Source organism: Nonomuraea sp. NPDC050153 (assembly GCF_044460125.1).
GTDB lineage: Bacteria > Actinomycetota > Actinomycetes > Streptosporangiales > Streptosporangiaceae > Nonomuraea.
In genome coordinates this window covers 59,820-79,113 of the sequence record NZ_JBITJQ010000038.1, presented here as the reverse complement: position 1 = coordinate 79,113, position 19,294 = coordinate 59,820, and the positions used below count along the sequence as shown (strand labels likewise).

Annotated in this window: 17 protein-coding genes; 6 read left to right on the top strand and 11 right to left on the bottom strand. The window is 69.2% G+C overall.

Translation table 11 applies throughout. The annotated features are described in order from the left end of the window. Positions 1-350: 350 nt before the first annotated feature. From ACIBQ1_RS51970 to ACIBQ1_RS51960, 3 genes are all read left to right on the top strand, one after another. A complete protein-coding gene (locus ACIBQ1_RS51970; protein ID WP_397289711.1) occupies positions 351-896 on the top strand; it encodes a flavoprotein in 546 nt (181 codons plus the stop codon). A 4-nt stretch (positions 897-900) separates the two neighbouring features. Further along, positions 901-2,115 carry a helix-turn-helix domain-containing protein gene (locus tag ACIBQ1_RS51965; RefSeq protein WP_397289709.1) on the top strand — a complete coding sequence of 405 codons (1,215 nt, stop codon included), beginning with the start codon at positions 901-903 and terminating at the stop codon, positions 2,113-2,115. 123 nt (positions 2,116-2,238) lie between these two features. Beyond that, positions 2,239-2,616 carry a hypothetical protein gene (locus tag ACIBQ1_RS51960; RefSeq protein WP_397289707.1) on the top strand — a complete coding sequence of 126 codons (378 nt, stop codon included), beginning with the start codon at positions 2,239-2,241 and terminating at the stop codon, positions 2,614-2,616. Positions 2,617-2,983: 367 nt separating this feature from the next. On the opposite strand, the gene ACIBQ1_RS51955 is transcribed toward ACIBQ1_RS51960, so the two are convergent. From ACIBQ1_RS51955 to ACIBQ1_RS51920, 8 genes are all read right to left on the bottom strand, one after another. Next, the gene (locus ACIBQ1_RS51955; protein WP_397289705.1) at positions 2,984-3,907 is read right to left on the bottom strand and encodes a serine hydrolase; all 924 of its coding nucleotides are present in this window, start codon (positions 3,905-3,907) and stop codon (positions 2,984-2,986) included. A 117-nt stretch (positions 3,908-4,024) separates the two neighbouring features. Next, the gene (locus tag ACIBQ1_RS51950; protein ID WP_397289703.1) at positions 4,025-4,921 is read right to left on the bottom strand and encodes an alpha/beta hydrolase; all 897 of its coding nucleotides are present in this window, start codon (positions 4,919-4,921) and stop codon (positions 4,025-4,027) included. Further along, entirely contained in the window at positions 4,918-6,312 is a 1,395-nt protein-coding gene (locus tag ACIBQ1_RS51945; protein ID WP_397289701.1) for an NAD(P)/FAD-dependent oxidoreductase, read from the bottom strand. The genes ACIBQ1_RS51950 and ACIBQ1_RS51945 overlap by 4 nt, the downstream gene beginning before the upstream one ends. A 35-nt stretch (positions 6,313-6,347) precedes the next feature. Next, the gene (locus ACIBQ1_RS51940) at positions 6,348-7,133 is read right to left on the bottom strand and encodes an ABC transporter permease (RefSeq protein ID WP_397289699.1); all 786 of its coding nucleotides are present in this window, start codon (positions 7,131-7,133) and stop codon (positions 6,348-6,350) included. Beyond that, complete coding sequence (locus ACIBQ1_RS51935; RefSeq protein WP_397289697.1) at positions 7,130-7,981, bottom strand: ABC transporter permease; 852 nt, start codon at positions 7,979-7,981, stop codon at positions 7,130-7,132. Before ACIBQ1_RS51935 ends, ACIBQ1_RS51940 begins: the two co-directional genes overlap by 4 nt. Positions 7,982-7,984: 3 nt before the next feature. Then, the gene (locus tag ACIBQ1_RS51930; protein ID WP_397289695.1) at positions 7,985-9,196 is read right to left on the bottom strand and encodes a spermidine/putrescine ABC transporter substrate-binding protein; all 1,212 of its coding nucleotides are present in this window, start codon (positions 9,194-9,196) and stop codon (positions 7,985-7,987) included. Between the two features lie 21 nt (positions 9,197-9,217). Beyond that, positions 9,218-10,363, bottom strand: coding sequence for an ABC transporter ATP-binding protein (locus ACIBQ1_RS51925; protein WP_397289693.1), 1,146 nt, complete (start codon positions 10,361-10,363; stop codon positions 9,218-9,220). A 13-nt stretch (positions 10,364-10,376) separates the two neighbouring features. Continuing rightward, the gene (locus ACIBQ1_RS51920; RefSeq protein WP_397289692.1) at positions 10,377-11,807 is read right to left on the bottom strand and encodes a gamma-aminobutyraldehyde dehydrogenase; all 1,431 of its coding nucleotides are present in this window, start codon (positions 11,805-11,807) and stop codon (positions 10,377-10,379) included. Positions 11,808-12,003: 196 nt separating this feature from the next. Here ACIBQ1_RS51920 and ACIBQ1_RS51915 point away from each other — a divergent pair, with 196 nt between their 5' ends. Next, positions 12,004-12,495 carry an Lrp/AsnC family transcriptional regulator gene (locus tag ACIBQ1_RS51915; protein WP_397289690.1) on the top strand — a complete coding sequence of 164 codons (492 nt, stop codon included), beginning with the start codon at positions 12,004-12,006 and terminating at the stop codon, positions 12,493-12,495. Here the strand turns inward: ACIBQ1_RS51915 and ACIBQ1_RS51910 are convergent. Both ACIBQ1_RS51910 and speB read right to left on the bottom strand, forming a co-directional pair. Further along, a complete protein-coding gene (locus ACIBQ1_RS51910) occupies positions 12,492-13,988 on the bottom strand; it encodes a purine-cytosine permease family protein (RefSeq protein WP_397289688.1) in 1,497 nt (498 codons plus the stop codon). The two genes, ACIBQ1_RS51915 and ACIBQ1_RS51910, sit on opposite strands and share 4 nt — an antisense overlap. After that, positions 13,985-14,917, bottom strand: a complete 933-nt coding sequence (gene speB / locus ACIBQ1_RS51905; RefSeq protein ID WP_397289686.1) for an agmatinase — start codon at positions 14,915-14,917, stop codon at positions 13,985-13,987. The genes ACIBQ1_RS51910 and speB overlap by 4 nt, the downstream gene beginning before the upstream one ends. A gap of 262 nt (positions 14,918-15,179) precedes the next feature. On the opposite strand from speB, the gene ACIBQ1_RS51900 reads away from it, so the two are divergent. Together ACIBQ1_RS51900 and ACIBQ1_RS51895 are read left to right on the top strand one after the other, a co-directional pair. Next, complete coding sequence (locus ACIBQ1_RS51900; RefSeq protein ID WP_397289684.1) at positions 15,180-15,317, top strand: hypothetical protein; 138 nt, start codon at positions 15,180-15,182, stop codon at positions 15,315-15,317. Then, positions 15,305-16,582 carry an aKG-HExxH-type peptide beta-hydroxylase gene (locus ACIBQ1_RS51895; protein WP_397289682.1) on the top strand — a complete coding sequence of 426 codons (1,278 nt, stop codon included), beginning with the start codon at positions 15,305-15,307 and terminating at the stop codon, positions 16,580-16,582. The genes ACIBQ1_RS51900 and ACIBQ1_RS51895 overlap by 13 nt, the downstream gene beginning before the upstream one ends. Here the strand turns inward: ACIBQ1_RS51895 and fxsT are convergent. Then, on the bottom strand, positions 16,579-19,140 hold the full coding sequence (fxsT, locus tag ACIBQ1_RS51890; RefSeq protein WP_397289790.1) for an FxSxx-COOH system tetratricopeptide repeat protein: 2,562 nt from the start codon (positions 19,138-19,140) through the stop codon (positions 16,579-16,581). The two genes, ACIBQ1_RS51895 and fxsT, sit on opposite strands and share 4 nt — an antisense overlap. Positions 19,141-19,294 lie beyond the last annotated feature (154 nt).

Below are 19,294 nucleotides of genomic sequence, written 5' to 3'. Positions count from 1 at the left end.
CGAACTCCACCGTCCCACTTCTCGCCGACCCGGCGCCGGCCAGTGCTGGGCCAGGCGAACCATACGCGCCGAGCCCGCCTGCCGCGAGCGTCGACGACAACGGCGAACACACGCCCAGCGGACATCGGCGCATCTTCTGCATCGCAGAGGCGGAGACATCCTCAACAGCGCCGAAGACACTCCTTCCGATCACCCGGGATACGGATCAGTCCCCATGCGCCCTTCCTCGGCCCGGAGAAGTACAGCCGGGCTCGGCCGAAGTCGAGCGACGTCATCCCCGCTGGTTGGCTCGCATGCCCTGGACGAATTCACAGGTTGGTCACCGAGAGCGGATCATTAGGATCACGAGCATGGAACCCCACGAGGGCACACGCGGTGTCCTCTACGTGATCGCCTGTGCCGCACCCGCCGCCGCTGATCTCCATCACCTGGTCGCCATGGCTCAGGCGGCTGGTTGGCGGGTACACGTGGTCACTACGCCGATGGGCGAACGCTTTGTCAACGTCGCAGAGCTGGAGCGTCTGACCGGTGACCTGGTCCGCAGCACATACCGCATGCCGCAGGATCCCAAGGGCCTCCCTCCCGCCGACGCCGTGATCGTCGCTCCTGCGACGTTCAACACGATCAACAAGTGGGCGAACGGCATCGCCGACACCTTCGCAGTCGGACTGCTGTGCGAGGTGATGGGGTTCGGCGTCCCGATCGTGGCCGTGCCGCTGCTGAAGGACGCGCTCGCCCGGCACCCCGCGTTCCAGCGGAGTCTCGAAACCCTCCGGGAGATGGGCGTGCGGGTCCTGTTCGATCCCACCGCCCCGCCGCAGTCCCGCATGCCATCCTGGGAACGCATCATGCAGGAGCTGCACGCCGTGGTCGGGGAGCGACAGACACAGGGGTGATGGCATGGACGCCCGCAGGGAGATCGGGCAGCGGATCGCTCGGGCACGCCGTCGCCGTGGACTGTCCCAGGCGGTCCTGTCCGGTCTGGTCGGCCGTTCCGAGAGCTGGCTGAGCCAGGTGGAGCGCGGGCAGCGCGCCGTGGACAACCACACCGTGCTCAACGCCCTCGCTGACATCCTCGGCCTGCCCGTGGACGAACTCACCGTGAAGAAGACGAACGCGATGACGCGCTACCAGGCAGCATCGGCCATCCGGCAGGCGATGATGGGCTACGACGGCCTCTCCTCCCTCATAAACCCTCAGCACACCCAGGGCTCCCCGGAGAGCGTCGTGTGGCTGCGGCACGAGATCCGCCGGGTGAACCGGCTCTACCAGGCCACGCGCTACGACGAGGTGGGCAGGCGGTTGCCCCGCCTGATCGTGGCCACCGAACTGGGCAGCCGACACGCCCCCGCCGCCCAGCGCCGGGCGTACCAGACCCTCCGCTCGCTGACCTATCACTCCGCGACAACGACCCTGCGCCGCGTGGGAGAAGCGGAACTCGCCTGGGTGGCCGCCGACCGTTCGCTGGCCACCGCGCAAGAAGCGGACAGGCCCCTTCTCGCCGCCGTGAGCGCCTACCGCCTCGGCTACGTCCTCGTACGGCTCCGTGAGACGGAACGCGCGCTGCACCTGGTTCTCCAGGCGGCCGACGCGTTGCAACGCGCCACCAGACGCCCCGCTCCGCGTAGCCTGCCCATCGTCGGTGCGCTCTACCTGGTCGCCGTCACCGCTGCCGCTGCCGCGTACGACCAGGCCGCGGTACGCACCTTCCTTGCGCAGGCACGGCAGATCGCAGACACCCTCGGTGAAGACCGCAACGACTTCTGGACCGCCTTCGGCACAACCAACGTGACCATTCACGAGATCTCGGCGACCGTCGAGTTCGGCGACGCCAAGCAGGCGATCGGCAGGGGCGAAACCCTCAACCTGGCACAGCTCTCTCACGGCCTGGTAGGACGTCGCGCCCAAGTGCACCTGGACCTCGCCCGTGCCTACGCCTTGCAGCGCAAGGACGCCGCGTCGGTCAACATGCTCGTCGAAGCCGAACGGCTCTCGCCCGAACTCGTTCGCTACGGCGGCCGTCCCCGCGAACTGCTGACGCAACTGCTCAAGCGGGAGCACCGTGCCAGCACCCCGCAGCTTCGTGGGCTGGCTCGCCGGGCGGGCATCGTCTGACCCGCACTTTTGTGCGGCTTCTTGACCTTCACCACCGTGCGGGTTCCTCTGTTGACCTGCGCCTACGGTTCCTCCTGCGTGGCATGACCTGAGGCCACGTCCCCCAACAGGAGGGAACGTCGCATGCGGCACGAAGAGAGAAACGCGTGGAGCCGGTGCGCCTGCTGCCCCGAGCCGCGTCAACCGGCCAGTCTCGACCCCGTACGACCTCTGTCTGCGCTGGAAACCGCCAACGAACTCCGTGCGGCCCTGGCGCGCATGGGGATCTCCGCAGACGTCCACGAAGGGCGCGGCCTCGCGCTGGTGTCGGTGTGGACCGGGCTCGTGGTGTGGACTGACGGCCTCTGGTACCGGTGGTGGACGGGGCGCCGCTCCCAGACTGGCCGCTGGCTGTACGCACATCATTCCGCGTTCGAGCCGGAGCGGGCCGCACGCAGGATCGCTGATCGCTACGCCGAACTCCGTGAAGCGCCGAGCATCGTGGCTGTTGGTGCGTCATGACGGTCGGCGAAGGCTGCCTGAGTCCGCACGTACCCATGGCCCAACGTGGTCACGTCCGGCTCACGTGGCTGGAACCATCTGGTGCCTCGGATCGCGTCCGCGTCGTGGCGTGGACCTGCACATGCAGGGCCGTGTTCTACGAACTGCGCGAGGGCGGCGGTCAGACCCTCATCCGCCGCACCCTGCAGGCCGAAATCGGAGATGTGGTGCATGAGACCCACCAGTGCTCAATTGTTGAAGCTCGCGCGATCTGGGCGGCACTACTGTCAGGCCGAGCCCGGTAGACGGGCACGGCGGTTGGGATCGCTCCTGTCGCCGTCCGCACACCACACCACGACCCGCCGTGTCGGCGGTATCGCGCGGATGGTCAGGCGGTGGGGTTGCCGGTGCAGGGGCGGGTGATGTTCGGGGCGAGGGAGTCGAGGCGGTTGCCGATTCGGCGGGCCACGCCTTCGATGGTCTCGGTGCCCGTCTCCGGCCCCGGCTGGTGGTCCGTCTGCACCGACAGCAGCAGGTCGCGGCCTGGCCCCTCGATGCGACCGTAGCTCGTCATGGCCCACGTGCCGGAGATGAACGGGCGTGGGGTCCAGCCGTTCTTCAGGGCTACCCGGTCGCCGGGGCGGGCGGCGGCGCTGACGCCCCATGACTGGTCCTTCTGGACGCGGGACATCAGGCCCAGCACGAACCGGCGGTCGGCTGCGGTCAGGTCGCCTTTGCGGTCCTTGCCGCCCCTGACCAGCAGTTTCAGGAGGCGGATGCGGTCGGTGGGGCTGGTGAGGGTGCCGCCCCAGTAGATGGAGGGTCCCGGCGTGGTCTCCGTCAGGCCCACGCCGGCGTAGAAGGCACTCATCGCGGAGCCGGCGCCGACGCGGGACCACAGGGCGTCCGCCGCGTGGTTGTCGCTCTCCGTGATCATGAGGGTGGCGAGGTCGCGTTCATCCTCGTCCAGTTCGCCGGTGCGCTGGTGCAGGAGCGCGGTCAGGATGTCCACCTTTGAGCCGCTGGCGGTGATGAGGTCGTGCTCGTGCGCTCCCTGCCCGAAATGGATCCCGGTGGCCAGGTCCAGGGCGCCGTAGACGATGCGGCCCGGGCGTGTGGCGATGTACGCGGCGAGGTCGCGTACGAGCTGGGCGCGGGCCTCGGCTCCGGCGCGCGGGGACGGGATCTTCAGGATGCAGCGGCCCACCTTCGCCGGGGGCTTCGCCGCTGCGGGGATGACGGCTGCCTGCTCGGTGCCGCATCCCGCCGTCAGCAGCAGCATCGACCAGGCAACCATCCACCTCGTACGCACGCGCCACCCCTCCGAGAGATCGTCGGGGGGCGCAAGCGAGGATGTCATGCCCTGTGGATCAGGCCAGCGTGTCCGGTGCCTTTCTGGTCAAGTCTTCACACGACCTTGCCGATCCGGTCAGAGGTGGTCGGCGAGGAAGGTGGTGGTGGCGTCGATGGCCTGGGTGACGTACGGTTCGCGGTCGTACAGGTCGATGTGCTGCTTGGCGTCCACCCAGACCAGCCGCTTCGGCTGGTCGAGGCGCCGGAAGGCCTCCTCGGCCCCCTCCGGTGAGCAGAATCGGTCGATGACCCCGTGCACGATCAGCGCCGGCTTGGGTGACAGGAAGTCCGCGCCCATCATGTTGTCCATGGTGACCAGCTCCCGCACGCTCGCCCTGGTCACCGAGTTGGACCAGTGCGGCGAGGCGCCTCGGGAGGTGCCGTAGTACGCGTACGGCTCGTCGCCCGGCATGGCGGCCTCGCTCTCCCCCGGGGGCAGGGCGGAGACGGCCGGGATGTACTCCACGGCGCCGCCCTGGTCCCGGCGTTCGAGGGTGTCCGTGAGGCCCGCCAGTGCGGACTGGTAGTCCATGCCGGAACGCATGGTGTACGGGTTGTTGTACGCGCCCGCTATACCGACAAATATCCGGACACGGGGGTCGAAGGCGGCGAACTTGAGCGCGTAGCCGCCCCCCAAGCACACCCCCACCGCCCCGATCCGATCAGGGTCCACCTCGGCCCGCGACCGCAGGAACGACACGGCCGCCCGCAGATCGCGCAGCTTGCCCTGCGGATCCTCCTCCCTGCGCGGGAGCCCGTCGGACTCCCCCCAGTTCCGGTGGTCGAAGGCCAGCGTCACGTACCCCCGCTCGGCCAGCCGCTCCGCGTACAGGCCCGTGACCTGGGAGCGCACCCCGGTGAACGGGCCCGTGAACACCAGCCCGGGGCGCGGCCCCACGCCGCCGGGGACCCGCAGGTCCCCGGCGAGCGTGAGGCCGTCCACCACGAACTCGACGCGCGTGGTCAGGATCACGAGTCGAACCCCAGCCCCATCCGGTCGAGCGCGCGCAGCCAGAGGTTGCGCTTGCCCTGGTGCTGGTCGGCCTGCGCGATCGACCAGCGGGTGAGCTGGATGACCCCCGACCGCACCGGCTCCGGCGGGAACGGCATCGGCTTCTCCTTGACCATCCGCAGCTCGGTCCGCTCGGTGCTCTCGCCCGACAGCAGGTCGAGCATGACGTTGGCGCCGAAGCGGGTGGCGCCCACGCCCATCCCGGTGTAGCCGGTGGCGTAGGCCAGCCGCCCGCCGTGCGCCTGCCCGTAGAAGGCGCTGAACCGGCTGCAGGTGTCGATCACCCCACCCCATCGATGGGTGAACCGCACCCCGTCGAGCTGCGGGAACGTGTCGTAGAAGTGCTCGGCGAGCTTGACGAACGTCTCGTCGCGCTGCTCGTACTCGGGTTTGACCAGACCCCCGTTGTAGTAGACGGCGTCGTAGCCGCCCCACAGGATCCGGTTGTCGTCGGTCAGCCGGTAGTAGTGGAACTGGTTGCCCGAGTCGCCCACCCCCTGCCGGTTGCGCCAGCCCACCTCGGCGAGCTGGACGTCGGTCAGGGGCTCGGTCATCAGCGCGTAGTCGTACACGGGGACCACGAAGTGCTTGAGCCGCCGCAGCAGCGGCGGGAACACGCCGGTCCCCAGCGCCACGTGGCGCGCCTCGACCGCGCCGTACGGCGTGCGCAGCGTGATCGTCGTGCCGTCGTCGCGCAGCGAGCGGACCGGGGTGCGTTCGTGGACGCGCACCCCCAGCCGCAGGCACGCCTCCCGCAGGCCCCAGGCCAGCCGCGCCGGGTCGAGCATGGCGCACCCGCTGCGCTCCCAGAGCCCGCCCAGGTAGGTGGGCGAGTTCACCTCGGCGCGCACCTGCTCCTGGTCGAGCGGCACGTAGTCGAGCCCCAGCTCGGAGATAAGCTCCAGGTGCTCGCGCAGCCCGTCGAGCTGCCACGGCTCGGTGGCCACGTGCAGCTCCCCGGTGCGCTCGAAGGAGCAGTCGATGCCGTGGCGCTCCAGGGTCTGCCCGATCTCGTCGAGGTTGGCCACACCCATGCGCTCCAGGCGGCCGATCTCGTCCGGCCACCGCTCCATCCCGTTGGCCAGGCCGTGGGTGAGGGTCGACATGCAGAACCCGCCGTTGCGGCCGGTGGCCGCCCAGCCGATCCTGCGTCCTTCGAGGAGAACGACGTCCAGGGACGGATCGCGTTCCTTGGCCATCAGGGCCGTCCACAGCCCCGAGAATCCTCCGCCGACGACGACCAGGTCGGCGCTCGTTGTCTGGTCGAGCCGCGGTCGCGGCTCGGGTCTGGCCGGGCTGTCCAGCCAGTACGGCTTGCGCTCCGCGTCAGCAAGCGCCTTCAGCGGATCCACAAATCCCACTTCCCTACGAAGTTCGTGGAGGTTTATTAGGTACGGCGCCGCGCCGCCACCGCGTTTCCGATCGCGATCAGCACCCCGACGCCGAAGATCAGCGTACCCATGACGTTGACCTGGGGTGGGATACCGGTCTTGACCGCACCGACGATCCACAGCGGGAAGGTGACGGTCGAGCCGTTGACGAAGCTGGTGACCACGTAGTCGTCGATGGACAGCGCGAACGACAACATGGCGCCCGCCAGCACGCCGGGCATGATCGACGGCAGCGTGACCTGCCGGAACGTCCCCCAGGCCGTGGCCCCGAGGTCCCTGGCCGCCTCCTCCAGCGACGGGTCCAGCGTGACGATCCGTGCGCGTACCGTCACCACCACGAAGGACAGCGAGAACAGCACGTGGGAGACGATGATCGTGTTCGCGTCGCGCGGCACGTTCCCCGAGACGAACAGCGACAGCAGCGACGCGCCCATGACCAGCTCCGGCGTGGAGATGGCGGCGAAGACGAGGAAGTTCGTGACCCCCTTGCCGCGGAAGCGGTGCCGCCCGAGCGCCAGCCCCAGCATGGTGCCGATCACGACCGTGATGACGGTGCTGACCGCGGCGATCACCAGCGAGTTGCTCAGCGCCACGGTCAGGTCGGAGATGTCGAACAGCTCGGCGTACCAGCGGAACGTGAAGCCCTGCCAGGAGGTGTTCGACTTGCTCTTCTTGTCGTTGAAGCCGAAGAGGATCATCACGGCGATCGGCGAGGACAGCCAGAGGATGATGATCCAGGTGTAGATGTGGAGAAGTCGGTCGCCGAGCCTGGTCCCTCTCATCGGGCCGCCGCCTCCAGCACGTTCTCCGTCCCGAGCGCCCGGGCGTAGACGAAGATGCCCACCAGCAGCACCGCCATCAGCGTGAACGACAGGGCGGAGGCGGTCGGGTAGTCGAGGTTCGTCAGATACTCGGTCTGGATGATGTTGCCGATCATCGTGTTGGACGTGCCGCCGAGGATCTGGGCGTTGATCGGGTCGGCCGTGGCCGGCACGAACGTCATCAGCACCCCCGCGAACACCCCCGGCAGCGACAGCGGCAGCACCACCCGCCGGAAGGCCGCCGCCCGCGTCGCGTACAGGTCCTGGGCCGCCTCGATCACCCGCGGGTCCACCCGCTCCAGCGACACGTAGATCGGCAGGATCATGAACGGCAGGAAGTTGTACGTCAGCCCGCCCACCACGGCGACCGTCGTGGCCAGCACGTGGAAGTCCTCGGGCAGCAGCCCCCAGCCCTTCAGCGTGCCGAACAGGATGCCGTTGTCCGACAGCAGGAAGTTCCACGAGATCGTACGCAGCACGAACGACACGAAGAACGGCAGCAACAGCAGGAACAGGTACACGGACTTGCGCGTGCCGCCCTTGAACGCGATCCAGTACGCCACCGGGTAGCCGATCACCAGCATGGCCAGGGTGGCGAGGCCGCCGTAGAGCAGCGAGCGCAGCAGCTGGGTGCTGTACCTGCCGAGCGCGTCGCTGTAGTTGGAGAAGCTGAACGTCATGGCGAAACCGTCGATGGCGTTGCCGGTCTGCAGGGAGACCGAGGCCATCGCGGCCATGGGCACGACCAGGAAGATCGCCAGCCACATCCAGCTCGGCAGCGCCAGCAGGTAGGGGGTGAGCCGCCTCATGCGCTATGCCTGGGTGATGGACTGGAAGATCGGGTTGAAGACCTGCTCCAGCTGGGTGGTCAGCTGGGTGTAGTTGTGCAGCTTGGCGTAGTCGGCCTCGGTGGGGAACATGAGCGAGCTGTTGATCATGTCCTCGAGGGACTTCTTGTCCTTGCCCTTGGCCGTCTTGGCCTTCTCCCGCAGCAGGTCCTGCACGGCCGGGACCGGCGTGACGTACTGGATGAACTCGTCCAGCTCGGCGGCCACGGCCGGCTGGTAGAGGTAGTCCATGAGCATGAGCGCGTCCACCGGGTTGGCCGCGTTCTTGGGGATGAGCATGTTGTCGGTCCAGATCGTGCCGCCCTCCTCGGGCACCACGAACTTGACGGGCTCGCCGGCGAGCTGGCGCTGGAAGACGTCGCCCGACCAGGCCATGCTGAGCCAGACGTCGCCCTTGGACACAGCGTCGATGTAGCTTTGATCGTAATATTTCCGGACAATTCCGGCGTCGCGCTGCGCCTTGAGCTTCTCCCCGGCCTTCTTCCAGTCCGCCTCGGTCGACTTCTCGGGGGCGATGCCCAGCGCGAACATGCCGAAGTTCGCGATCTCCTGCGCGTCGGCCATCATGCCGACCCGGCCCTTGTACTTGGGGTCGAACAGCGACTCGATGCTGGTGATGTCCTCGTTGACGTACTTGGTGTTGTACGCGATCCCGGTCACCCCGGACGTGTACGGCACCGTGTACTTGTTGCCGGGGTCGTAGGCCCGTTCCTTGTACTTCTGACCGGCGTTGGCCTCGAAGTTCGGCAGCTGGGAGTGGTCGAGCGGCGTCACGTAGCCCAGCTCGATCATGTGCTGGAGCTGGACGCCGTTGGTCATGACGACGATGTCGTAGCCCAGCGACTGCCCCGCCCGCAGCACGGGGTCGGCCTTGCCGAAGAACTCGGCGTTCTCCTGGATGACCTCTTTGTACTCGTACGAGATGCCGGTGGCCTGCTGGAACTTCTTCAGCGGGGCCTGGTCCTCCGGCATGTACTCGGGCCAGTTGGCGAAGACGACCTTGCCGTGCTTGGTCTGCTTGGCCCAGTAGTCCTTGACCGCGTCGGCCTTGGGAGGCGCGGCCTTCTGACCTTGAACGCCGCACGCGGCCAGCGCGAGCCCGGCGGCGGAGAACCCGGCGATGCGCAGTGCTTGCCTGCGTGTTACACACGACCAATCACGACGGGAGCGGGGCATGGGGTGGTTCATGAGGTGCTATCAACTTCCAATCACATATGAGTGCTGCGCCTGCCACGACAGCCACACGGAGTCCCCCCGCTCCGCCGTGGCCGTCGCGTCAACCGCGTTCTGCTGGAACACGGTGATGATCGTTCCGCCGCGAGCGGCGGAACGATCATCACCGGCGTGCAGCGTTTGATTGGCGCCCTCGCTACGCTCGGTCGCGCCGGCCCCGTCAGCGAGACTCACCGCGTAGCTGTTGTAGGTGCCCAGGTAGACCACCTCGGCGACGGTGCCGCGCACGGCGCTCAGGCCCTCGCCGGGCTCCTCCGTGTCGATGGTGATCTTCTCGGGCCGCACGGTCACCGTGACCTCGCCGTCGCGCCCGGGCACCAGCACCCGGCCGCCGCCGATCTCCAGCACGCCGCCGTTCGCGGTGCCCGTGAGCAGGTTGGAGGTGCCGATGAAGCCGGCCACGAACGCGGTCGCGGGCCGCTCGTAGATCTCCCGCGGCCCGGCGAGCTGCTCGACCAGGCCGTCGTTCATGACGGCGATCCGGTCGCTCATGGTCAGCGCCTCGTTCTGGTCGTGGGTCACGTACACGAACGTGATGCCGACCTCGCGCTGGATGCGCTTGAGCTCGATCTGCATGGCCTGGCGCAACTTGAGGTCGAGCGCGCCGAGCGGCTCGTCGAGCAGGAGCGCCCGCGGCCGGTTGACCAGCGCGCGGGCCAGCGCCACGCGCTGCTGCTGGCCGCCGGACATCTCGCGCGGCCGGCGCTTCTCCCTGCCGGTCAGGTCGACGATCTCCAGCATCTCGCCGACCCGCCGTCTGATCTCCTCCTGCGGCGTCTTGCGCTGCTTCAGCCCGAACGCCACGTTGTCCCAGACACTCATGTGCGGGAACAGCGCGTAGGACTGGAAGACCATGTTGACGTCGCGCTTGTTGGGCGGGACGTCGGTGACGTCCTTGCCGTGCAGCCGCACCAGCCCCTTCGAGGGCGGCTCGAACCCGGCGATCATCCTCATGGTCGTGGTCTTGCCGCACCCGGACGGGCCGAGGAGGGAGAAGAACTCCCCCTCGGCGATGCCCAGCGTGACACCCTTGACCGCCTGGACGACCTCGCCATGCGAGAGGTACTCCTTGACGACGTCCTCAAGCTCTATCGCATTCAGCTCAGTCATCCCAGCAGTTGTCCTATTCGCCGATGTAGTGCATGACGTGCTTGACCCTGGTGTAGTCGTGCAGGCCGAACACCGACAGGTCCTTGCCGTACCCGGAGTGCTTGAAGCCGCCGTGCGGCATCTCCGAGACGAACGGGATGTGCGTGTTGACCCAGACCACCCCGAAGTCGAGCCGGTTGGACATGCGCATCGCGCGGCCGTGGTCGGCGGTCCAGACCGAGCCGCTCAGGCCGTACTTCACGTCGTTGGCCTTGGCCAGCGCGTCGGCCTCGTCGGTGAACGTCTGGACGGTGATCACGGGGCCGAAGACCTCGTTCTGCACCATCTCGTCGTCCTGCCTGAGACCGTCGACGATCGTCGGCGCGAAGAAGTAGCCCTTCTCCCCGACCCGGTGACCGCCGGTGAGGACCTTGGCGTGCGCCGGCACCCGGTCGATGAAGGCCTGCACCCTGGCGAGCTGGTTCTCGTTGTTGAGCGGCCCGTAGAGGGCGTCCTCGTTGTCCAGGTCGCCGGTCACGGTGCCGGCGGCGGCCTCGGTGAGCGCGGCCACGAACTCGTCGTGCACGCTCTCGTGCACCAGCACCCGGCAGGCCGCGGTGCAGTCCTGGCCGGCGTTGTAGAGGCCGGCGGTGGCGATGTCGGCGGCGGCCCTGCTCAGGTCCTTGACGTCCTCGAACACCACGACCGGGGCCTTGCCGCCCAGCTCCAGGTGCACGCGCTTGAGGTCGTCGGCGGCGCTCTTGGCGACCGACATGCCCGCGCCGACCGAGCCGGTGATGGCGACCATGGAGGCGGTGGGGTGGCTGACCACGAGGGCGCCGGTCTCGCGGTCGCCGGTGACGACGTTGAAGACGCCCGCGGGCAGCACGTCACCGAGGATCTCGGCCAGCTTGAGCGTGGAGGCCGGGGTGGTGTCGGACGGCTTGAGCACGATCGTGTTGCCGGCCGCCAGGGCCGGGGCGATCTTCCAGACCGCCATCATCATCGGGTAGTTCCACGGCGTGACCTGGCCGATCACGCCGATCGGCTCGTGCCGGATGACGCTGGTGTGCTCGGCGAGGAACTCGCCGGCCGTGGGACCCTCCAGGGTGCGCGCCGCGCCCGCGAAGAAGCGGAAGTGGTCGGCGGCGACCGGGGTCTCGTCCTCGGCCATCCGGGCCCGCGGCTTGCCGGTGTTGAGGCACTCGGCCTCGTTGATCTCATCGGCCCGCGCGTCGATCGCGTCGGCGACCTTGAGCAGGAGGTTGGCCCGCTCACCCGGCGTGGTCCTGCCCCACGACTCGAACGCGGCGGCCGCGGCGGTGAAGGCGGCATCGACGTCCTCGGCTCCGGAGACGGGGGCCTGCAGGTAGGCCTCGCCCGTGCACGGGTCGATGATGTCGGAGAACTTGCCGCTCTTGGCGTCCACGAACTCACCATTGATGAAGTTCTGCAGACGGATCATGCGCCCTCCAAGTGGGTGGCTGAGATGCCGCGACTCTTACAGAGTGGATGCATCTCGACAAGGGATTTCGTGGTGAAGATACCAAATTGCTACGAATTCGCTTGACAGGCCGCCAGGAACTGACAACATGTCGCACCAGGACGGCAACTCAGCGGGAACGCACCCGTAACGCCGGACCAGTAGGAGGATTCCGTCGATGACGACGCCGCCCCGCGTACGCCGCACGAACGCCAATGCCGGGCCGGTGGTGCTCGACGATCTGTCCAAGCAGATCATCGAGCAGCTCCAGACCGACGGGCGCATGCCGTACGCGGCGATCGGGAAAGCGGTGGGCCTGTCGGAGGCCGCCGTGCGTCAGCGCGTCCAGCGGCTGCAGGACGCGGGCGTCATGCAGATCGTCGCGGTCACCGACCCGCTGACGCTCGGATTCCCGCGGCAGGCCATGATCGGCATCAACTGCGAGGGCGACCTGGAGGCGGTGGCCGACGAACTGGCGGCCATCGACGAGATCGACTACGTGGTGCTCACGGCGGGCTCCTTCGACGTGATCGTCGAGGTGGTCTGCGAGGGCGACGGGCACCTTCTGGAAATTCTCAGCAAAATCCGCGCGATCCCCGCCGTGCGGGCCACGGAGTCGTTCGTGTACCTGAAACTGCGTAAGCAGACCTACTCCTGGGGCACTCGCTAGCCCGCCGTCTCCACGATGGGCAGGATCGGCGTGTCCGCCGTACGCACAATACGCGGCCCCGCGGGCCCGTACACCGCTCGTGGCTCCGGGAACGCCGTCAGCAGCACCAGGTAGAGCACGCCGGCGACGGCCAGCCCCACGGGCAGCGAGATGTCCACTCCCCCGGCCAGGTCGCCCAGCGGGCCGACGAACTGGCCCGGCAGGTTCACGAACAGCAGCGCGAGGCCCGCCGAGATGAGCCAGGCGGACAGCCCGCGCCAGTTCCAGCCGTGGGTGAACCAGTAGCGGCCGCCGCGCTGGCGCCGGTTGAAGACCTGGAGCGCCTCGGGGTCGTACCAGCCCCTGCGGGTCACGTAGCCGAGCATCATGATCACCATCCACGGCGCCGTGCAGGTGATGATCAGGGTGGCGAACGTGGAGATGCTCTGGGTGAGGTTCGCGGCGAAGCGGCCGACGAAGATGAACACGATCGACAGCGTGCCGATGAACACCGTCGCCTGCACCCGGGAGAAGCGGGTGAAGACGCTGGAGAAGTCGAGCCCGGTGCCGTAGAGGGAGGTCGTGCCGGTGGACATGCCGCCGATCAGGGCGATCAGGCAGACGGGTACGAAGTACCAGCCGGGCGAGACGGCCAGCAGCCCGCCGACGTAGTTGGGGGCGGCCGGGTCCATGTAGGCGGCGGCCTTGGTCGCGACGATCGAGGCGGTGGCCAGGCCGAAGAAGAACGGCAGGATGGTGGCGAGCTGCGCCAGGAAGGCCGCGGCCATCACCCGGGACTTCGGCGTCGCGGCCGGGATGTACCTGGACCAGTCGCCCAGGAAGGCGCCGAACGACACGGGGTTCGACAGCACGATCAGCGCCGCGCCGATGAACGACGGCCAGAACAGCGGGTCGCCGGCCGGGAGCGTGCCCGGATAGGACGGGTCGAAATCCCCGGCGAAGGCGAACGCCCCCAGGACGAACAGCAGCGACGCCGCCGCGACCGCGATCTTGTTGACGAACAGCATGAAGCGGAAGCCGTACACGCAGACGATCAGCACGAGGACGGCGAAGAGCGCGTACGCGACGCCGTACGACAGGTCGGAGTCGGGCAGCCCGGCCAGCAGGTGGGCGCCGCCGACCAGCGCGTCGCCCGACGACCACACCGAGATCGAGAAGAACGCGATCGCGGTCAGCAGCGACAGGAACGAGCCCACCACGCGGCCGTGCACGCCCAGATGGGCGGAGGAGGAGACGGCGTTGTTGGTGCCGTTGAGCGGCCCGAACAGCGACAGCGGCGCCAGGATCAGCGCGCCGACCACGAGCCCGAGCGCGGTCGCGGCCAGCCCCTGCCAGAACGACAGGCCGAACAGGATGGGAAAGGCGCCGAGCACGCAGGTGGCGAACGTGTTCGCACCCCCGAACGCCAGCCGGAACAGGTCGATCGGGCGCGCGTTGCGGTCCGCGTCGGGGATGCGCTCGACCCCGTAGGTCTCGATCTCGGTGAGGCTCATGGTTTCTCCTGCAACGCCAGCAGGCTGACGAGGTCGTAGGCCACGTGGGAGGCGGCGATCGAGGTGATCTCCGCATGGTCGTACGCCGGGGCCACCTCGACGACGTCGGCCCCGACCAGGTCGCACCCGGCCAGGCCGCGCAGGATCTCCAGCAGCTCCCGGCTGGTGAGCCCGCCCGCCTCCGGCGTCCCCGTGCCCGGGGCGTGGGCCGGGTCCAGCACGTCGATGTCGACGGACACGTACAGGGGCCGGCCGCCGATGCGCTGCCGCAGGGCGTCGATCACCTCGTCGAGGCCGCGCCGCAGCACGTCGGCCGCCGTCAGGATGCCGAACCCGAGCCGCCGGTCGTCCTCAAGGTCCTTCTTGCCGTACAGCGGGCCCCTGATCCCGACGTGGCTGAGGGCCTCGGTGTCCAGCAGCCCCTCCTCCGCCGCCCGCCGGAACGGGGTGCCGTGCGTGTACTCGGCGCCGAAGTAGGTGTCCCAGGTGTCGAGATGGGCGTCGAAGTGCAGCAGCGCCACCGGGCCGTGCTTCCTGGCCACGGACCGCAGCAGCGGCAGCGCGATCGTGTGGTCGCCGCCGATCGTGACGAGCCTGGCGTCGATCGAGTCCGCCGCGCCCTCGATGCTCTCGATGGCCGCGCCGATGTCGAACGGGTTCGCCGCGATGTCACCGGCGTCGGCCACCTGCACCCGCTCGAACGGGGAGACGTCCAGCCCCGGGTGGTACGGCCGCAGCAGCCGGGAGGCCTCCCTGACCGCGGCGGGCCCGAACCTGGCGCCCGGCCGGTAGGACACCCCGGCGTCGAACGGCACGCCGACCACGGCCACGTCGGCCCGCTCGACCTGATCGAGCCTGGGCAGGCGGGCGAAGGTGGCAGGCCCCGCGAAGCGCGGTACCTGGGAGGAGTCGACAGGGCCAAGGTTCATGCGGCCCAGTGTTCGTCATGCCTCCGACCTGCGGCAATTGTAGAGCCAACGAAGTCACCCGGTGTTTGTTGTGGCTGGCCACAAGCACGCCCTGACAAGCGGCGTAAACAGCGAGTTTGGCACCGGCCGAAAACCGCGCCGTATTCACCGGCATTTCATTCGGACAAAGCGCCGTCGTATCATCTCGGCAGCAGCCTAGGAGGGACTCTCTATGGGGGAACCGGCTCACGCGGTTGGCACCGGGCTTGCGGAGCTGACTGACATGACGCTGCTCCAACTGACCGAACTCGACGACGCCACGCTCGACACGCTGGTGAGCAAGATCCTCGGGCGAAGGGGGCCGTGGGATCGGCTGTGGCAGGAGGATTCCAACAACGGTGCCGTCCCGTGCGATGGCTGAACGAGTGTTCGACCGCTGAGACGTACGAGATCTGCCATCGCCTGGCCGGCGACGACCTCACCTCCGAGCTGCTGACCCGGCTCCGGGAGATCCAGCTACGCAGGAATCAGCTGCTCGTGGAGGCCGTGCGGCGGCAGGTGCGCGGGACGCCCGCCGATGCCGCGTTCCGCGCGCTGGCCGAGCTGCAGGAGAGCGATCCCCGCCTCATGGCGGAGCTGCTGGTGCTCCCCCAGGTGGGCTGCTGGGCGGTCGACTGCCTGCGGCGGCTGCGCGACGGCGAGGAGCCGGACCTGGGATATCTCGTCTCCTTCAGCGCCGGCGCGGCGATGCGGGCCGGCCGGCGACCGCCGCTGCGCCCCGGCGCGTTCGTCCCGGGCCTGGGCACGGTCGCGGAGTCCGGCCCCGTCCCAGGGCTGGGCACGGTCGCGGAGTCCGGCCTCGTCCCGATCCCTTCCCTGCACGCGCGGGTCAACGGGCTGGAGCTGGCCGTCAGGCTCGACGCGGTCGACCCGTACCTGGCGGGCTTCGGCAGGCGGGGCGAGGCGGACCCGGTGTGGTGGCAGCGAGAGCTCGGCCACGCCTGGCGGGTGCTGTGCGAGCGGCACCACCACGCCGCCGAGACGATCGCGGCGGTCCTCACCACGCTGGTGCCGCTGGAGGGCCGCGAGCGGGTCCGGCCCGCCAGCGCGACGTCCGGCTGGGCGTACGGGGCGATAGCGCTGTCGCCGCCGCCCGACCCGGTCGCCTTCGCGGAGAGCCTGGTCCACGAGGTGTGGCACCTGGTGCTCGGCGCCGTCGAGGACGTGGTCGAGCTGACCGACCCCGGCGACGAACGCCGCTGGTACGCGCCCTGGCGCTCCGACCCGCGACCGCTCGGCGCGCTGCTGCAGGGCTGCTTCGCGAATTTCGCGATCACCGCCTTCTGGCGCGCCGAACGCCACGCGAGCTCAGCCGGCGAGCGTCGCGAGAGCCCGGACCCCGAACGCCACGCCGGCCCGGTCGGAGAACCCCGCGCGAGCCCGGCCGACGAGCGGGCGGAGGCCGAGTTCGCGTACCGCCGGGCCGTCACGTTCGAGGCGCTGACCAGCGTGACCGGCTCGGGGAGCCTGACCGGGCCGGGCGAGGTGCTGGTGAACGGGCTGCTGGACCGGCTCGGCGAGTGGCTGACCGAACCGGTGCCCGCCGCGGCCGAGCGGCGGGCAGCCGAGCTCCGGGCCGAGCACCGAGCACGCTGGCTGCGCGCCAATCCCGGGTTTTCGATCTAGTCGTTCATGGGCTCGATGCCCAGGTTGACCCGGCCGTACTGGGCGGCCAGCCGGGCGTGCGGGTGGTCGGGCATGATCGAGCGCCGGTAGCCGTCGAGCATCTTCTCCCGCAGGCTCTGGGCGCCGTCCTTGTCTCCGTCGGCGTTGCGGTCGAGGGACAGGTTGGCCATGGCGGCCAGGGTGTTGGGGTGGTCGGGGCCGCGCGTCTTCAGGTTGCGCTCCAGCACCGTCTCGCCCAGCCTCCGGGCCTGCCCCACCTCGCCGAGGGCGGCCAGGTCGCTGGCCAGGTTGTGCACGGCGATCAGGGTGTTGGGGTGGGTGTCGCCCAGCAGTGCCTTCATCCCCTCGGCCACCCGCTCGCTCAGCGCGCGGGCGCCGCCCGGATTGTTCCTGACGCGCAGCACGAGGGCCAGGTTGTTGCCGGCCGCCAGCGTGTTGGGGTGGTCGGGCCCGGCCACCTTCTCCAGGCTCAGCACCGTCTCCTCGCCCACCCGCTGGGCGCCGGCCAGGTCTTCGGTGAGCCGGTAGTCGTTGATGAGGTTGGTGGCCGACTGCAGCGTCTGGCGGTGCTCCTTGCCGAGGATCGACTTGTGCCGCTCCCAGGCCTTCACCCCCTGGACGAAGGCGTCCTCGTAGAGGCCGGCCCGGTTGAGTGCCACGCCGAAGTCGATGGCGACCAGCAGCCGGAACTGGTTCCACGGCTGGTTGCGGTGGTCGAGGACGTTGCTGATCTTCCTGATCAGGTCGAGGGACTCCTCGTAGCGGCCCAGCCCGCGCAGGTCGCGGGAGCGGCCGAACTGCGAGCTCAGCGTCGCGTGCTCGACCGGGCCGAAGATCCGCTGCCGCTCGGCCAGCGTCTCGTCGTCGTAGCGCAGGGCCTCCGCGAACCGGCCCAGGCAGCGCAGGCTCACGGCCACGTGGCCGCGGATCCGCAGCGTGTCCGGGTGGTCCGGCCGCAGCTGCCGCTCGAAGAGCGGCAGCAGCGTCAGGTCGTTCTCCAGCGCGTCGGCGTAGCGGCCGAGCAGCCGCAGCCCGACGCCGTGCACGCGGGCGCAGCTCAGGTAGACGGCGTCCATCTCACCGAAGTTGTCGCGCAGCCGCTGGAGGGTGTCGGCGTGCAGCCGCAGGCTCTCCTCCCACTGGCCGGCGGTGCGCAGCGCGTTGCCGACCTGGACCGCCAGGGCCAGGGTCTGCCTGTCGTCCGGGCCGAACCTCTGCCGCCACAGCTCCAGCGTCGGCCGGCCGATCCGCAGGCTCTCCTGGTGGCCGCCACGGCGGGAGAGCTGCTCGACCTGGTTGATGATCAGCTTGCGCACCAGGCGGTCGCCGGACTCGACCGCCCGCGACGGCACCAGGTGCTGCAGGGACCGCTGGTAGATCTGCTCGCTGTCCTCGCGGTCGACCGCCCCGGGATCGGAGGCGGCCAGCAGCAGGTGGGCGGCCTCCTGGTAGCGGGTCGCGGCCTCCGGGTCCTCGCGCACCAGGCGGTCTCTCGTCACGGCCTGCACGACGCGGTGCAGCTGCACGACGTTGCGCACGCCGTCGAGCTTGAGCATGGAGTAGCGGCCCAGCTCCCTGGCCGCCCTGCGGAACTCGGTCACGCCGCTCAGCACCCGGTCGAGCGGCTCCGGCAGCTTCGAGGCCACGGCGGGCTGCACCAGCAGCTCCTCGGCGATCGGCTCGGCGGAGAGGCTGGCCAGCAGCTTGAACAGCGCGTCGGCCTCCGGCGAGATCCTGCTGCGCGACACGCTCCACGTCGTGGCCACGGTCTGCGGGTATTTGATGTCGACCGAGCTGGCCAGCAGCGCGTGCGCGTTGTCGCGGAACAGCTGGAGGTATTCGGAGATGCTGGTGCCGGTCTCGTTCAGGTACGCGGCGGCGTGCTCGGCGGCCAACGGGAGGTTTCCCAGCTCATTGGCCAGGTCCTTCGCATCGGCCTCGGCTTCCACGGAGCCGGACCTACCCGACTCGGCCAGGGCGGTCACCCGCCTGTGGAAGAACTTGACCGTTTCCTCAGGAAGGAACTCCCCCACCTCGATCCCGTCGAGCCCCATCGCCCGCCGCCAGTGCCGGTCGCGCGTGGTGATGATGACGTGGCCGCCGCCGCTGGGCAGGTAGTGCTGGACCGCGTTGGCGCTCTCGACGTTGTCGTAGATCAGCAGCCAGCGGTCGTAGAGCTCGCGACCTGTCAGGGCGGACAGGACCAGCTTGGCGGAGTAGTCGCGATCGTCGGGGCGGAAGCCGTCCAGGGACATCTTGCGACCCAGCCCGATCAGCGAGTTGACGATGGTCTCCTCCTGCTCGGCCCTGATCCACCACACGAGGTCGTACTCCTCTGCGTGGCGGTGCGCGTACTCGGCGGCGATCTCGGTCTTGCCGATGCCGCCCATGCCGTAGACCGGCTGAGGCGGCTGGCCGACCAGCGCGGTCGAGTGCTGCGCCAGCCGGCCGTGGAGCTCGGCGAGCTCACGCTCGCGACCGGTGAAGCAGCGGTTGCGGAACGGGATCTCCCGCCCCCAGAGGGTGGGGCGGCGCTCTGGCCGCGCGACGTCCTCCATCACGATCACCGCCTGGTCGCTATTCGGCTGTCGCCACCGATCCTAATGCGATATCTGCCCGCCGCATGTCCCGTCCGCACGCCATGGAAAGAGCCGCTTCCTCCTTGAAGCGGACAGCCCTTAATGGCGGTTTACCCTGCCACATAAAGCGCCC

Coding starts and splice junctions, on each gene's coding strand:
- ACIBQ1_RS51930 (WP_397289695.1), bottom strand. CDS start 9,196: ATGCCCCGCTCCCGTCGTGATTGGTCGTGTGTAACACGCAGGCAAGCA.
- ACIBQ1_RS51965 (WP_397289709.1), top strand. CDS start 901: ATGGACGCCCGCAGGGAGATCGGGCAGCGGATCGCTCGGGCACGCCGT.
- speB (WP_397289686.1), bottom strand. CDS start 14,917: ATGAACCTTGGCCCTGTCGACTCCTCCCAGGTACCGCGCTTCGCGGGG.
- ACIBQ1_RS51940 (WP_397289699.1), bottom strand. CDS start 7,133: ATGAGAGGGACCAGGCTCGGCGACCGACTTCTCCACATCTACACCTGG.
- ACIBQ1_RS51960 (WP_397289707.1), top strand. CDS start 2,239: ATGCGGCACGAAGAGAGAAACGCGTGGAGCCGGTGCGCCTGCTGCCCC.
- ACIBQ1_RS51900 (WP_397289684.1), top strand. CDS start 15,180: ATGACGCTGCTCCAACTGACCGAACTCGACGACGCCACGCTCGACACG.
- fxsT (WP_397289790.1), bottom strand. CDS start 19,140: ATGGAGGACGTCGCGCGGCCAGAGCGCCGCCCCACCCTCTGGGGGCGG.
- ACIBQ1_RS51970 (WP_397289711.1), top strand. CDS start 351: ATGGAACCCCACGAGGGCACACGCGGTGTCCTCTACGTGATCGCCTGT.
- ACIBQ1_RS51935 (WP_397289697.1), bottom strand. CDS start 7,981: ATGAGGCGGCTCACCCCCTACCTGCTGGCGCTGCCGAGCTGGATGTGG.
- ACIBQ1_RS51915 (WP_397289690.1), top strand. CDS start 12,004: ATGACGACGCCGCCCCGCGTACGCCGCACGAACGCCAATGCCGGGCCG.
- ACIBQ1_RS51910 (WP_397289688.1), bottom strand. CDS start 13,988: ATGAGCCTCACCGAGATCGAGACCTACGGGGTCGAGCGCATCCCCGAC.
- ACIBQ1_RS51925 (WP_397289693.1), bottom strand. CDS start 10,363: ATGACTGAGCTGAATGCGATAGAGCTTGAGGACGTCGTCAAGGAGTAC.
- ACIBQ1_RS51920 (WP_397289692.1), bottom strand. CDS start 11,807: ATGATCCGTCTGCAGAACTTCATCAATGGTGAGTTCGTGGACGCCAAG.